We start from the raw sequence: 14,311 nt of genomic DNA on the forward strand, positions 1-14,311 counted from the left end.
GTGCACGGGGCCCTTAGAGGGAGATCTCTTCGAGGGAGCGCTTGTTCGTCTTCACCCCGAAGGAGATGAGTATGGTCGCCAGCGCCATCACGATCATCACCGCGATACCCGCGACGATGGGGCCGAAGGCTACGAGGATCGGCAGGATGATGAAGGGAGCGGCTGCTCCCCCGAGGTGACCGAAGCCGTCGGCGAGCGACGCACCCGTGCCCCGAACCCGGGTTGGGAAGATCTCGGCAACGTACGTGTACGCGGCGGGGGCGATGCTACCGGTGCCGAACGAGAGCAGGCAGGCGCCCACCATGGCTGCGGCCGAGCCGATGCCGGCCACGACGAGAATCACGCCGACGATGATCATCACGGTTCCGATGGCGATGATCAGCTTTCGCTCGATGCGGTCGATCACGAAGATGATGAACACAGCGGCCGCCAGGCTGGCCACCCGCGAGATCGCTGTGATGCTCAACGCCTCTGCGGGGGCGATTCCTGCGCCCTGCAAGAACAACACGAGATACGTGCTGATGCCGAAGAAGCCCACGTAGAACAAGAACAGCACGAGGGTGATGATGATGAGGCGCCCGACGAGGATGCGCGAAGAAAAGAGATCGGCGAACGGAGTCTGTGTTCCCGCTTTGAGCAGCCGTTCCGGTTCGACGAAGGGTGTCGTATCGGGGGTGAGTACGCCGCGCGCACGAGATTCCATTTTGCGCACAATCGCGGTCGCCCGCTCGAGCCCACTGTGTTCGACCAGCCAACGCGGCGACTCGACGATGTCGCGGTTGTTGATGAATGGCAGCAAGAGCAGTGAGAGCGCACCGAGACCGATGAGGATGCGCCACGAGAGCAGGGGTGCTGCCGCGATCACCGGCACTGCGGCCAGCGAGATGATCACAATGACCACGGTCGAGACCAAGCTGATCTTGGCAATCGTCGCCCCGCGGCGAGCGCTGGGCGTCATCTCGCCGATGTAGCCCGTGATGAGCGACAAGACCGCACCCATGCCGCACCCCGCGATGAAGCGAAACACCGTCAGCGACGGGGCATCCCACGCCACCGCAGAGAGCAGGCTGCCGACACCGACGACGGTGAACGTGAGCCGAAGGCCCACCTGGCGACCGAAGCGGTCGGCGAAGTAGCCGATCACGTAGGCGCCGATGGCGAATCCGACCAGGTTGAGCGAGATAGCCCAGGCCAGCGCAGTCGCCGTGGTGCTCAAGCCGGCTGTCATGCTCGGCAGCGCAATCGGCACGATCGCGCTTTCGTAGAGCCCCAGGCAGAAGGCGGCAACGAGCCCGAAGACCGCCAGTTTCGACAGACCGAGTCGGGGCATCCGGTCGATAGCCCCTTCGACGGTCTGCGTTTCAACAGGGTCTGTTCGGAGGCTTTCGGAATTTTCTAACGTCATTGTTATTCCAATCTCAGGCGTGCAGGGCAGGTGCAGAAGGGAGGTGCTGTGCTGTGTTGTGCAGTAGTGCTCAGTGATTCCAGGCAGAGCGTTCATCGTCGCGCGGGGCGTATGTCACGCCCGAACGCGGGGCGTCGAAGGTGTAAACCGGTCGGGTTTCGTTCCAGCGCTGCCAGCCGGGGTCACCAGTCTTGGCGAAAGCGATCCAGGCGGCATGCATGTCGTCGGCGACCTGTTGGGGAGCGTCGGCTCCAGTGAGTCGAACGAAGTCGTCAGAGAGCAGTCGGTCGAAGACGAAACCCAGCTCGGTGGCATGGGCAGCGCCGAGATTGTGAACCGGGCTCGGCCAAGCGAACTCGAACACGTGCGTGGTCGCCCCGTTGGCGAGCCGCGCGTCTGCGAGCCGATTCGTGCCGAGTCGCATCAGCAGGTCAGAGAGAATGGCGCTCAGCAGAACGGCTGGCGAGGCATCCGGTCGGTTGGCGCGATAGACGGCCGCCGTCTCCGGGCTGATGCGATACCTGACGAGCGTCTCGTCGAGTTGCTCGGCGGTCATGTCTTTCGTCGGCGTCGTCAGAACCCAGAGATTCGCCTCTTCGGTTGTGGTACCGAGCAGAATCGGAATCGCCGTGGCAGGCCCCGTGGCGACCAACGCCGACGGGTCATCCGGCACGATCTGACCATCGTTCACAATCGTGAAGTGAGCTCCACCCGTGAGCGGAGACTGCTGAGCAGTCACCTCCTCTTGGGCTTTCACCAGTTCTGCCTGGCTGAATGCGGCGAACGCGTCACGCGTCGGCTCTACGCCCAGCACCGCCGCCGTCTCGACGGTGATCTGTCGTCCCTGTTCGACTGTCTCGGCCCGCGGTAGCCCGCTCTCCAAGATCATGCGCGTGCAGATCTCGGCCACGTCGGGCAGCGCGAGAATGTTTCCGATCAGAATCGACCCGCCCGACTCTCCGAACAGAGTGATGTTGTCGGGGTCGCCGCCAAATGCCCCAATCTCTGCCTTCACCCATCGCGCTGCGGCGATGACGTCGGCGAGACCGAGGTTGTTCGAAGCGCCATCGAGAACCGAAAAGCCTTCCGTGCCCAATCGGTAGCTGATCGACACGTACACGACGCCGTCGCGAGCGAAAGTCGTTCCGTCGTAGCTGTCGAGCACAATCGAGCCGTGCGAGAGAGCCCCGCCGTGCACCCAGACCATGACGGGCAGTGCGGATGCCCCGTCCGGCGTCCACACGTTGACATTGAGGTACTCGTCACCAGGCACGACGACCGTCGGAAACACGTCATCGAGAATGTTGTCTGCCCACCGAGCCTGCGGCGCCGTGGCACCGAAAGAAGTGGCATCGCGCACTCCCGACCATCCCGGGTGCGGTTGCGGTAGCGCAAAGCGCAGGTCGCCTACCGGCGCGGCGGCATACGGAACACCGAGATAACGGCTGATTCCGTTCTCGCTCACGCCCTGAATCTCGCCAGACGAGACAGCGACGATGTCGTCTTTCACCTTCACAGACAAACCCCTCTTCGTTGAGTACTGAACTAATGAGACTGCATTGATTGCCACTAAGTCAATAGACTTTCGATAATCCAACGATTTAACACGAATCGGTTCATCCGCCGACGAAGGACGCCCGCAATGACGCACGCACCGAACTCACCCGCTCTGATCGACATTCACGCCCACTTCTTACCGCCCTGGTACGTCGAAGAGGCCGTAGGTGCCGGCCTCGTCGTACCCGACGGCACCCCCGGCTGGCCGAGCTGGAGTGTGGATGATCACCTGCGCCTCATGGACGCGAACGGTATAACGACGTCAGTACTCTCGATCTCGTCGCCCGGCGTGCACTTCGGCGATGATGCCCGCGCCGCGGCACTCGCAATTCGGGTGAACGACTTCGCCGCCGAGGTCTGTGCGGAGCATCCTGATCGCTTCGATTTCTTCGCGACCCTGCCGCTGCCTGCCGTAGATGCTTCGCTCGCCGAGGCCATCAGAGGACTTGATGAGCTGGGTGCTGTCGGTGTTGCCGTGGGTTCGAACGCACAAGGCGCCTACCTGAACAACGCGCAGAACGCAGAGCTGTGGCGCGAACTCGACTCGCGCGGGGCGACGGTGTTCATGCATCCGCAGTCTCCGGCCGGGTGGGAGCTGACCTCGCTCGATCTACCGCGCTCGATGATCGAGTTTCTCTTCGACTCCACGCGCAGTGTCATTGCCCTGGCACTCGACGGCACCTTCGAGACCTACCCCGGTCTGCAGCTCGTCGTTCCGCACTGTGGCGCGATGCTGCCGCTCGTCGCCGACCGGGTCGATCTGTTTCAGAAGCGGATGCTGCCGGCCGCTCCGTACCCGGCAGGTTCGAAGCGCGTGGCGTCTGAGACACTGCGTGACCTGTGGTACGACCTGGCCGGCACGCCCATGCCCACCCAAGCCTCGGCGCTCGTGAACCTCGTCGGCGACTCGCACGTGCTCTTCGGCAGCGACCACTGCTTCGCGCCGCCGGCGCTCGTCGCTGAGCAGATCGCGTCGCTCGATGAACAGTGGCGCGAGCGTATCGGCGGCGACTGGCGCGAGCTGACCACGGCGAACGCCGTGCGCCTCCTCCGCCACAGCTGAACTTCGACCCGGGCGCCCCGCCGCTTCGCTCAGCGAGTCGCTACTCCGCCGCGTCGCGCAATGCCTTCATCGAAGCATCGAGCGCCGGAGAAAACTCGGCGATTTCCGACTCGGCAATGCCGTTTCGTCGCGCAACGACCTTCCATTCGGCAGTCGCGGTAAATACGTCGAACAGAATCTGACGTGCATGATCGTGCGTTAGATCGAAAACGGCAGCGTTCGAAATCAGCGCAGCAACCTCGTCAATCGGCGAACTTGCTCCTCCCACCGAGGTCACTCTTCCCTCTGCTAGGTCGGGGTTGGGGTTCATGTCGAACGCCGGTGAGAGCGACCAACCCGATCGTTCGCGCAAGAATCCGTGATTCCGAAGATGATCGTCGGTGTTGTGCACGGCAATCGAGAACGCGATTCGGCGCCAGAGTTGGCGTAGATCAGACGTCGTCTGAGAACTGAATTCCGTCAGCGCCTCAGCGAGTTCGAAGTAATCTCGCCTCTCTCCGTCTGCGGCCTCGAGCATCGTCAGCGCACTCGCGTACCCCACCCGTCGCCCGGAGTTGCCAGCTGTCGCAACGGCAGCCCCTCGGCGAGACGCTCGGCGCGAAATCGTCTCGCGATCAGGTTGCGACCCCATCTATCGGGCGCAGCATCTGCGAAGGCGCGGGGAAGAGCGCCGCCCACCGCTTGCGGCCCCGCTACAAGAGGCATCGCCGGCTCAATCGAATACGCGCGAAACTGGCTCACATAGTCGGCGTCGTACGAGAACATCGAGGTCAGCCGCCCTCTTCGCACTGAAGAGAACAATTGACCGAGGGGCGATGACGTTCCGTCGATCTCGATGTGCGCATGGATGCTCGTCATCGGCGCACCCGCTTTGGAAGCACCTCGTCTGCCCTGGCCCGACCGAGATCGGTTTCGTACGGGTCGGTTGCGTTCACCATCGCGTCGAGTACCCCTAGAGCACGCGCAACGCTCAACGCGGCACCGAAACTCACACCGGTGTCGCCCGATTCGACTTTCTGCAGTGTTCCCCGCGAGATGCCGGCCCGCTCGGCGACTTGCTGTGCGGTCAGACCCTGAAGTTTGCGCCACACCGAAAGTTGCTGGCCTAGGGTCGCAGCCGCGCTTTGCACCCGCGTCGAAATCGGCCTCACCATGTCACTCCACTAATGATCGCAATATCAGACACTATACCGCTTAATGCGTGTGATCAGAAGCGTTAACGATTTCAGGTAGCGGGCGCGTTCCATTGGGCGATGACGGGCTGGCCGTGCTCGTAGCCGAGGGCGCTGATGGTCGAGGTGGAGAGCGTGAGGATTTGGCCGGCCGTCGAGGGCAGCTCGACCCAGGCAACGGCGAGCGCTCGAAAGATGTGGGCGTGGGCCACGAGCAGAACGTCGTGGCCGACGAGCACGTCGGCGCGCACGCGCGTTAGCACTACAAGGGCGCGGCGTTGTACGTCTTCGCTGGTCTCGCCCGGGGTGACGCCGGGTGGCACGCCGTCGGTCCAGAGGTTCCAGGGGCCGCGCTCGGCCACGATTTCGGGCGTCGTCAGGCCCTCGTAGGCGCCGTAGTCCCACTCGGCGAGGTCGGGCTCGATGACGGCCTGCTGGCCGAAACCGATCAGGTCGGCCGTTCGCTGGGCCCGGGTGCGCGGGCTCACGAGCACCTGGCTGAACGAGCGGCCCGCGAGCGCCACGCCCACGGCCCGCGCCTGCTCTTCGCCGTGCTCGGTGAGCGGAAGGTCGGTGGTTCCGGTGTGCTGGCCGGTCAGGCTCCAGGCAGTCTCGCCGTGGCGAACCAGAATGATCTCGCCTGGCTTGTTCGAGGGTGAATCTGTGACCACGTGCGGCACACCTTTCGTCTGCTTCACGCTATCGCAGGTAGCGGCTGGTGACGCCGCGCGTGAGAAGGTGTGCAGCGCTCACGTCTCGCGCAGACTTTCACTGTTCAGGGGTCGACCCAGAACCCTCGACCGCCGCCCAACCAGTCGCCGTAGCCACTTCGCCACGCGCTCGGCGTGCCGTCTGAGGCAGCACCATACGCCCCTCCCGCACTGCCCGCACCGGGCGCACTCGGGTCACGAGACCCGAGGTACGAGTCGACAACGGCAACACCGAGGTCATCGAGCTCCGGCGCGATCACCGTGCCGTCGACGCGCTTCGCCAGCGAGTCGATGAAGCGCGCGAGCCCGGCGTCGTCGCCCAGCCGGAAGATGGTGATCTGCGCCCCGAGCCGCGCCGAGTTGTCGAGCTCACGCACGCTGTGCGCCACGGTCTGCGGATGCGGCGGGTAGGAGAAGAAAACCTGCCCGTCTGGCTCCAGGTGCGAGGTGGGCTCGCCGTCGGTCACGATCAGCAGCACCGGCTGCGCGTTCGGGTGCTTCCGAAAGTGCCGGTTCGCGAGCAGCAGCGCGTGGTGCAGATTCGTACCCTTATCCCACATGGCATCGAGGGCGGTGAGCTGCTCGATGTCCATCACCTCAGCGTGCCGGCCGAAACCGATGAGCTGCAGGTGGTCGCCACGGAATCTCGACGTGATCAGGGTGTGCAGAGCGAGCGCGGTACGCTTCATGGGCACCCACCGACCATCCATCGCCATCGAGAACGACGTGTCGACGAGCAGCGCCACGGCAGCCTGAGTGCGCGCCTCGGTCTCGCCCACCTCGACGTCGTCGATGGTAATGAGCCTGCCGCCACCCCCGCCGAGTCGGCGTTGCACGCCGTTGAGCACAGTGCGCGGAATATCCCACGGCTCGGTGTCGCCGAACTCCCACGGGCGGGTGGCGCCCGATTGTTCGCCCGCCAAGCCTGCTTTGCGCGTCTCGCGCTGACCCTGCCGGCCCGACATGCGAGTCGCCACGTCACGCAACAGCGCCTTACCGAGCTGCCGCATCGCCTTCGGGGTGAGTTTCAGCTGGCCAGACGAGTCTTTGCGCAGCGTGCCGCTGTTGCGCAGGGCCTTTTCGAGCTCACGCAGGGTTCGGGCATCCACCGCCGCCTGATCGCCCAGCTGGCGGGCGAGTTTGTCGAGGTCGACGTCGTCCATGCGGGCGCCGCCGTACGACTGAGCGAGTTGTTCGGCGAGTTCGTCGAGGTCGGCGAGGTCTTGCAGCGCGCCCGTGCCGTCGCCGAGGCCGAGGCCCTGCTCGCCGTCGAACTGCTCGGAGCCGCCCCAGTTCTCGCCCGGGCGCAGCGCCTGCAGGTTCGCGTCGAGTTGCGAAAGCGACTGCATGAGTTCGGGCGAGCCGAAGGCCTCTGCCGAGAGCTTCATCAGCTCGTCGCGCTGTGCGGGGCTCATCGAGTTGAGCATGCGCTGGGCCGCGGCCGCGCGCTTGGCCAGCGAGTCGAGAAGTTCGTCGATGTTTGCAGGATGCTCGGGAAACTGCTCACCGTGCTTGCTCATGAATTCGTCGAAGTCTTCTGGCGTGTCTTCGCCCCGCTGATGTTTCTCGAGCAGTTCGTTGAGGTCGCTGAGCATCTCGTTGATGGCGGCCTTGTCGGCGGCGGACGCATTCTCGAGCGCCTGTTTCATGCCCGCGAAGCGCTGATCGAGCAGCTCGCGGCCGAGCAGGTCTTTGATCTTCTCGAAGTCTTCGCGCGCCTGCCGCGACTGCCAGTCGTAGCCGTTGAGGTCGCTGACGGCCGCGGCGGGCGAACGGGGCAGCGTCTCTAGGCGCAGTTCGGCGAATGCGCGGTCGGCGTCATCCATGTCGACGTCGCGGGCGAGCTGTTTGCGCTCTTCGAGCACCGCTTTGTCGAGCAGTTCTTTGATTTGCTGCATGGTGCCGTCGAGGTTGTTCTTCTGCAGCAGGTCGCGGCGTCGCTCGGCAACGCGCCGCGCGAGGTCGTCGAGGCCAGTCTGGCTTTGGCCGCCGCGACGCAGAAACTCTTGCATGGCACGCTCGGGCGATGATCCGCCCATGACGCTCTCGCCGATGGCGTCGAGCGCTTCGGCGATGTCGACGGGCGCCGCGAGCGGGTCGCCGCCTTCGTAGCGGCGAAAACGAGTGCGATGCTTATCCACGAGCGGTGCGCCTCTCAGCCATAAACAGTCTCAGACCCGTCGGTGTCTTTGCCGACCTTTCGCGCCAGGTACAGGCCCTCGAGGGCCAATTCCATCGCCGCAGCGCGCTCGCCGTCGTTGGTGGCGCCGAGCCGCGCGAAAACGTCGTCGTACAGTTCAGATTCGCCGATGGGAGGGAGGCCGGCGAGAACGTCTCGGGCGGTCATCCGCTCACCCGTCGTCACCATGGCGCCGTCTTCGATGGCGTCGACCAACGGGGCGAAGTCGATGTCACGAAAGTGCTCGCGAACCGTATCTGCAGTGGCGACACGCAACAAATGGGTGAGCACGTCGGTTTCGCGCCCCTCTTCGCCGCTCTCGAATTCGATTTTGCCGCCGAGCACATCGACCGCGGTTTCGAGGTCGACGACACGGGCGACAGCTTGGTCTTCGCCTGTGACAGCTGCACGATGCAACGCTGCCGCCGCTATGGTCTCGGCGCCCGCGATGGCGAACCGAGCGCTGACCCCGCTACGCTGGTCGACCGACGACGATGCCCGCAGGTTGCGTGTGAACCGGGCCAGAATCTCGATCAGATGCTCAGGCACCTCGGCCACCAGGTCGGCTTCTTGACGGATGACCGCGACCTCAGCCTCGAGTTCGGTGGGGTAATGGGTGCGAATCTCGGCCCCGAACCGGTCTTTCAGCGGAGTGATGATGCGCCCGCGGTTCGTATAGTCTTCGGGGTTCGCGCTCGCGACGACCAGCACGTCGAGCGGCAGCCGCAGCACGTAGCCGCGAATCTGAATATCGCGCTCTTCCATGACGTTGAGCATCGAGACTTGAATGCGCTCGGCGAGGTCGGGCAGCTCGTTGATGGCCACAATGCCGCGGTGGCTGCGGGGAATCAGCCCGAAATGAATGGTCTCGGGGTCGCCCAGCGAGCGGCCGTCGGCCACCTTCATCGGGTCGACATCACCGATCAGGTCGGCCACGCTCGTGTCGGGGGTCGCGAGCTTCTCGACGTAGCGCTCGCTGCGGTGGCGCCAGGCCACGGGCAGGTCATCACCGAGCGCCGCGGCCCGACGCTGCGATTCGTGCGTGATGGGGTCGTAGGGATGCTCGCCGAGGTCGGCGCCGTCGATCACCGGGCTCCATTCGTCGAGTAACCCGCCGATGGTGCGCAGCAACCGCGTCTTGCCCTGCCCGCGTTCGCCGAGCAGCACAATGTCGTGCCCTGCGAGCAGCGCGCGTTCGAGCTGCGGGATGACCGTTGACTCGAACCCGTGCAGCCCAGGCCACGGGTCTTCGCCCGACCGCAATTTGAGCAGCAGATTCTCGCGAATCTCTTCGCGCAGCTGCTTCTGCTGATGGCCGGAGGCGCGCAGCTCTCCGACGGTATGGATGTTGGGAACCTCAGTTGCCGCGCTGGTCACCTCATAACGCTAACCCCGTTCGGGGCCACCTCGGCGGGCGAGGCGAAATCTGTGCAAAAACTCTGGGAGAGCATCCAGCCCCCCGTCACGAACCCGAAACCTGCTGCTCTTCGCTGCGGTCGGGGGCCGGGGCTCGACTGTTGCATGGCAGGCAGCGATGCCCGAAACTTGAGCGATGGTCGGTTCACTCTTCGAGGCGGTTGGAGGCGCGCCAGCGGTTCTAGCCCTGGCACGGGCCTGGCACGAACGCTGCCTGGCAGACCCCGTGGTCTCGCACGCCTTCAGTCACCCCGGCCAGCACCCCGAACACATCGAACGCCTCGCCGCGTATTGGGCCGAAGCGTGGGGCGGTCCCACCACCTACACCAGCTCGATGGGCTCACAGCACGACGTGCTCGTCATGCATTCCGCAAACGGAGTGCACGAAGAAATGGATCAGCGCGCCATCGCCTGCTTCATCGCCGCCCTCGACGACGCGCACCTCCCCGGCGACCCATCCCTCAGGCGCACCCTGACCAACTATTTCGTCTGGTCGACCACGGCCCTAGCCGCCCACCCCACGTCGGCAGCAGACGTGCCGGCCTCGCCCCCTCTCCCCCACTGGTCGCTGCCCGGCTCATCCGCGTAGCCCGCGCCTGAGCGGTTCTTATGCGGAATTCACATCGATTTGTCATTGACGTATGCTCATTTTGTTCGGAAATTTGTAAGTTATACTGCTTATAAACTACTTATTCGTAATATTATGCCAATCTAAGGAAGCAGCGCCCATGGCCCAGAGTGTATTGATCAATAATGCACGCCGAGCGAGCGGCCTCACCCAACAGGCACTGTCTGCGCGAACTGGCGTCGCCGAGACTGCGGTCTCCTCCATCGAAAACGGCAGAGACGCGCGGTTGAGCACCGTCGAGCGTCTTCTCGCCGGCTCCCACCACAGCCTCATCGCCATCCCCTCCACCCGCGCGAGCGCGGCCGAAATTGCGGGTCATATCCGCGCGGCCGTCAAAAGCAAGCGTCCCGCTGAAGCGGCTCGCAGCTTCATTCAGCTCAACGACAACCTCGCCGCCGAACACAACGAAGGCCGATACGGGCTCGGTCTTACCGAACCTGCACCCACCGGAATCAAGCATTGGGATGCCGCACTCGCGGGTCTGGTCGCATACCGCCTTGGCGAAGAGGGTTTCCCGGCTCCAACGTGGACGACCCGCGCGTCTCGCAAACTCAAGAAGGCCTGGACGTTCAACACGGGTACCTACCTAACACCGGTAAATCGGTCTGCAGTGCCCGCTGAATTTCTCGAACGGGGCATCCTCATCGACGCTGACACGTTGCGTAGCGTCTGATGCCCACGCGGCGCCTCGAGCGCGAAGACCTGATCGCGGGCTTGCGAGAGCTCGTCGAACGACTCAAGCTCTCTGGTGACTCGGCGAGCATCCGCATCGATTGGCTGAACGACAATGCCACGATCTTCATCCCGACTCTGGGCAAGGTGCCTGAGTGGCAGCCCATCTACGACGACAGCCACGTTTCTGTGTGGGTTCTCTCTGCCGAGGCACTGCTAGCCATGAAGCTGATGGCGAATCGCCCGGGCCGAGACGAAGATGACATCGCAGCGCTGATGACGATCTGCGGTCTCGCAACCATTGATGATGCTGACACCCTCATTGACGAGTACTTTCCAGGCGACGCACTTAGTGACCGCGGCTTGCGCATGCTGACGGGAATTCTTCGGCAAGGATTGCCAGAGCGGTCACCCGAACCGGCTGAATTCAGAATCGGCTAGATTTCTACGTCGCTGCCCATGGTGACGGTGCGCAGTGGCGGCAGCGCAAAACGCGCGGCGGGGTCGGCCGCGTTGTGCGCGAGCGCCACGAACAACGACCGGCGCCACCGAGCCATCTTCTTGGCGCCGGTGGTACGAATGGTGCCGCGGGAGATGAAGTACGACGCATGCTTGAACGCCCCCGCTTCGAGCGGCAGCACGTGCGCATGGCACGCGGCTCGAAGCGCGCGAGGCAGGTCGGGCCGGTCTGAGAAGCCGAAACGGATGCTCAGATGTTCGATGCCGTCATCGAAGTAGCCCAAATCGTCGTAGGTGAACGCCTCAGACAGCGGCACATGCGGCACCCGCGCAATCGTCACCGACACGATGATGACGTGCTCGTGCAGAACGTGATTGTGTTTGACGTTCGCCCGCAGAGCGAGCGGTGTGCTCTCTTTGTTCGGGTGAGGGAAAATGGCAATACCGCTCACCCGGGGCAGTTTCTGCGATCGAACATCGTCGATGAATTGAGAAAGAGAGCCCTCCTTCTTCAACCGATCTTCGAGCACGAGCTGTCGCCCTCGCCGCCAGGTGGTCATCACCACGATCACCGCTGCCGCAATGAGCAGGGGAACCCACCCGCCGTTGATCACCTTCGAGAGGTTGCCGGCCAAGAACGTGAGCTCCAGGCCACCGAACACCACGGCCGCAACAACGAGCTTCCACGGCCGCCAGTGCCACAGCGGCCGCGCAACCAGCAGCAGCAGTACCGTATCGACCACCAGCGCCCCGGTAACCGACACGCCGTACGCCGTAGCCAGGCGATCGGATGACCGGAAAGCCAGCATCACCACAATGACACCGATGAACAGCAGAGCATTCACGGCCGGCAGATAGATCTGCCCGCCCTCGCGCTCAGACGTCTGCCGAATGGTGAGCGGCGGAAGCAGCCCCAACTGCACGGCTTGCCGTGTCAGCGAGAACGCGCCCGAAATCACCGCCTGGCTCGCGATGACCGTTGCCGCGGTAGCGAGTACCACCATCGGCAGCCGCGCCCAATCAGGGAACAGCAGAAAGAACGGGTTCGCCGTAGCGGCCGGGTTGTGCAGCACAAGCGCCGCCTGCCCCAGGTAGTTCAGAATGAGCGCCGGAAACACCAGCGCGAACCAGGCACGACGAATCGGCGAGCGCCCGAAGTGCCCCATGTCGGCGTACAGCGCCTCAGCTCCCGTGATGACCAACACCACCGCGCCCATGGCGATGAACGAGATTGCCGGATGCGCCACGATGAAAACCACGGCATAGCTCGGCGACAAACCGAGCAATACGGCCGGGTACTGAATCACCATCAAAAGCCCGGCGAGCCCGAGCACAATGAACCACAGCACCATGATCGGCCCGAACAGTCGGCCCACCTTGCCCGTTCCGAATCGCTGAACCGCGAACAAGCCCACCAAGATGACCACGGCGATCGGAATCACCAAGTGCGTGATAGCCGGCAGCGACACGTCAAGACCTTCGACCGCCGAGAGCACACTGATCGCCGGGGTAATGATGGAGTCGCCGTAGAACAGCGAAACACCCACAATGCCGATCACGAGCAGTATTCCGGCCTTGCCCGCAGTCTTGGCGTAAAGCCGCTGCGCCAGCGCGGCGAGCGCCATCACGCCGCCCTCGCCGTCATTATCGGCGCGCATCAAAATGGCGAGGTACTTGATCGAAACGATGATCGTGATGCTCCAGAACATCAACGAAATGACGCCGTATACGTCGCTCTCGTTCGGGCGCACCGCGCCGCCATCGAGCGTGAAAACGGTCTTCAGCGCGTACAACGGGCTGGTTCCGATGTCGCCGAACACAACACCGAGAGCGGCTATCGCACCGAGCACGACGGCCCGCGATCCGCGCCCTCTACTCGGGGGCTTGCCGGGCTCTCGTGCTTCTAGGGTCTCCGAGCCTTCAGACTCGACAGAAGCTGTCACTTCGCGCCGTCTACAGGCTGCGCTCGGCCGAACCGAGGCTCGTCATGAGAGCCCGTTCGGTACTACCAAATTTTCGCACGCCTGCAAGGTTACCCCCGATAAAGAGAGCATCTCGCCCTGACCCCCTCGCGGGCGACGACACTCAGCGCAGGTTCAGGATGCGACGGGCATTGCCCGATGCGATTTTCTCGCGGTCGAGCGGGCTGAGCGGGGCCTGGGCGAGCGCATCCGCGGCCCGCACGTTGCTCGCGAAGGGGTAATCGACGGAGAAGAGAATGTTGTCGGCGCCGAACACCAGCAGCGCGCAGAGCAGCGCGGGCTCGTACGGGTAGCCCGCCATCGTGATGGCCACCTGGTCGAGCACGGTCTGCATGACGTTCCGCGGCAGACCGCCGGGGTTTCCGAGCTGATCGCTCGCACGTTGCAGCGAAAACGGCAGGTTCTCGCCCATGTGCCCCACGATGAGCTGCACGCTACGGTGGCGTTCGAGGGTTCCGCTCGCGGCGAGGCGCAACACGTGCATCCCCAGTTCTGCATGCCAGCCCCAGGCACCCCGCTCGAGCGCCCGCGCAATACTGGCGTCGATGTTGCTGTAGTAGGCGTCGCGAACGGCTGTCGGCGGTTCGGCGGGGTGCAGATAGACGGGAACGTCGAGTGCTTCGATCTCGGCCCAGAGCGGCTCGAACTGCGGCTCGTCGAGAAAGTGCCCGTGCGTCTGGCCGAAAAGCATGGGCCCCACAAAGCCGAGGTCGAGAATGCTTCGCCGCAGTTCTCTGATGCTGGCGTCGACGTCTGAGAGCGGCAGCGCGGCGAAGGCCTGAAACCGATCAGGCCGCTGCGCGACAACCGCGGCGAGCTGGTCGTTGGCGTCGTGAGCGAGCTCGATCGACAACCTCGTCTCGGCCTCTTGAATCTCGTGCGAGGGAAACGACAGCACTTGAAGGTCGATGCCAGCGGCATCCATCGCGGCCAGACGCTGCTCGCCCACGTCATCGAGCCGATCGGCGAAACCCGGAAACAGGCGGCCGCCGAGTCGCTGATTGATGTCGTTGGTGAAGAGGTGCTCTTCGAGAGCGATGAGTGACATGCGATGACCTCTCTGTCATA

14 protein-coding genes are annotated in these 14,311 nt (G+C 64.0%); 4 read left to right on the forward strand and 10 right to left on the reverse strand.

The annotated features are described in order from the left end of the window. Window positions 1-13: 13 nt before the first annotated feature. The gene (locus IEX24_RS14905) at window positions 14-1,405 is read right to left on the reverse strand and encodes an MFS transporter (protein WP_188679535.1); all 1,392 of its coding nucleotides are present in this window, start codon (window positions 1,403-1,405) and stop codon (window positions 14-16) included. A gap of 70 nt (window positions 1,406-1,475) precedes the next feature. Then, a complete protein-coding gene (locus IEX24_RS14910; protein WP_188679537.1) occupies window positions 1,476-2,921 on the reverse strand; it encodes a carboxylesterase/lipase family protein in 1,446 nt (481 codons plus the stop codon). A gap of 126 nt (window positions 2,922-3,047) precedes the next feature. Here IEX24_RS14910 and IEX24_RS14915 point away from each other — a divergent pair, with 126 nt between their 5' ends. Then, the gene (locus tag IEX24_RS14915; RefSeq protein ID WP_188679539.1) at window positions 3,048-4,025 is read left to right on the forward strand and encodes an amidohydrolase family protein; all 978 of its coding nucleotides are present in this window, start codon (window positions 3,048-3,050) and stop codon (window positions 4,023-4,025) included. A 40-nt stretch (window positions 4,026-4,065) separates the two neighbouring features. Here the strand turns inward: IEX24_RS14915 and IEX24_RS14920 are convergent, their stop codons facing one another. From IEX24_RS14920 to IEX24_RS14945, 6 genes are all read right to left on the reverse strand, one after another. Then, window positions 4,066-4,656 carry a HipA domain-containing protein gene (locus IEX24_RS14920; RefSeq protein ID WP_307821456.1) on the reverse strand — a complete coding sequence of 197 codons (591 nt, stop codon included), beginning with the start codon at window positions 4,654-4,656 and terminating at the stop codon, window positions 4,066-4,068. Continuing rightward, a complete protein-coding gene (locus IEX24_RS14925) occupies window positions 4,545-4,883 on the reverse strand; it encodes a HipA N-terminal domain-containing protein (RefSeq protein WP_188679543.1) in 339 nt (112 codons plus the stop codon). The genes IEX24_RS14920 and IEX24_RS14925 overlap by 112 nt, the downstream gene beginning before the upstream one ends. Further along, window positions 4,880-5,179: a helix-turn-helix domain-containing protein gene (locus tag IEX24_RS14930; RefSeq protein WP_188679544.1), complete on the reverse strand. Its 300-nt coding sequence runs from the start codon at window positions 5,177-5,179 to the stop codon at window positions 4,880-4,882. Before IEX24_RS14930 ends, IEX24_RS14925 begins: the two co-directional genes overlap by 4 nt. A 71-nt stretch (window positions 5,180-5,250) precedes the next feature. Next, the gene (locus IEX24_RS14935; RefSeq protein WP_188679546.1) at window positions 5,251-5,868 is read right to left on the reverse strand and encodes a histidine phosphatase family protein; all 618 of its coding nucleotides are present in this window, start codon (window positions 5,866-5,868) and stop codon (window positions 5,251-5,253) included. Between the two features lie 104 nt (window positions 5,869-5,972). Further along, window positions 5,973-8,048: a vWA domain-containing protein gene (locus IEX24_RS14940; protein WP_229715366.1), complete on the reverse strand. Its 2,076-nt coding sequence runs from the start codon at window positions 8,046-8,048 to the stop codon at window positions 5,973-5,975. A gap of 14 nt (window positions 8,049-8,062) precedes the next feature. After that, complete coding sequence (locus tag IEX24_RS14945; protein WP_188679548.1) at window positions 8,063-9,463, reverse strand: magnesium chelatase ATPase subunit I; 1,401 nt, start codon at window positions 9,461-9,463, stop codon at window positions 8,063-8,065. Between the two features lie 175 nt (window positions 9,464-9,638). Between IEX24_RS14945 and IEX24_RS14950 the strand changes: the two genes are divergently transcribed. The 3 genes from IEX24_RS14950 (at window position 9,639) to IEX24_RS14960 (ending at window position 11,243) form a co-directional block, all read left to right on the forward strand. After that, complete coding sequence (locus IEX24_RS14950; protein WP_188679550.1) at window positions 9,639-10,091, forward strand: group II truncated hemoglobin; 453 nt, start codon at window positions 9,639-9,641, stop codon at window positions 10,089-10,091. 139 nt (window positions 10,092-10,230) lie between these two features. Continuing rightward, window positions 10,231-10,803 carry a helix-turn-helix domain-containing protein gene (locus tag IEX24_RS14955; protein ID WP_188679552.1) on the forward strand — a complete coding sequence of 191 codons (573 nt, stop codon included), beginning with the start codon at window positions 10,231-10,233 and terminating at the stop codon, window positions 10,801-10,803. Continuing rightward, a complete protein-coding gene (locus IEX24_RS14960; protein ID WP_188679555.1) occupies window positions 10,803-11,243 on the forward strand; it encodes a hypothetical protein in 441 nt (146 codons plus the stop codon). The genes IEX24_RS14955 and IEX24_RS14960 overlap by 1 nt, the downstream gene beginning before the upstream one ends. Here the strand turns inward: IEX24_RS14960 and IEX24_RS14965 are convergent. Both IEX24_RS14965 and IEX24_RS14970 read right to left on the reverse strand, forming a co-directional pair. Next, a complete protein-coding gene (locus tag IEX24_RS14965) occupies window positions 11,240-13,204 on the reverse strand; it encodes a potassium transporter Kup (protein ID WP_188679557.1) in 1,965 nt (654 codons plus the stop codon). The two genes, IEX24_RS14960 and IEX24_RS14965, sit on opposite strands and share 4 nt — an antisense overlap. Window positions 13,205-13,346: 142 nt before the next feature. Next, window positions 13,347-14,291: an amidohydrolase family protein gene (locus IEX24_RS14970; RefSeq protein WP_188679558.1), complete on the reverse strand. Its 945-nt coding sequence runs from the start codon at window positions 14,289-14,291 to the stop codon at window positions 13,347-13,349. Window positions 14,292-14,311: the final 20 nt, after the last annotated feature.

It is taken from the genome of Subtercola lobariae (assembly GCF_014640255.1).
Lineage (GTDB): Bacteria > Actinomycetota > Actinomycetes > Actinomycetales > Microbacteriaceae > Subtercola > Subtercola lobariae.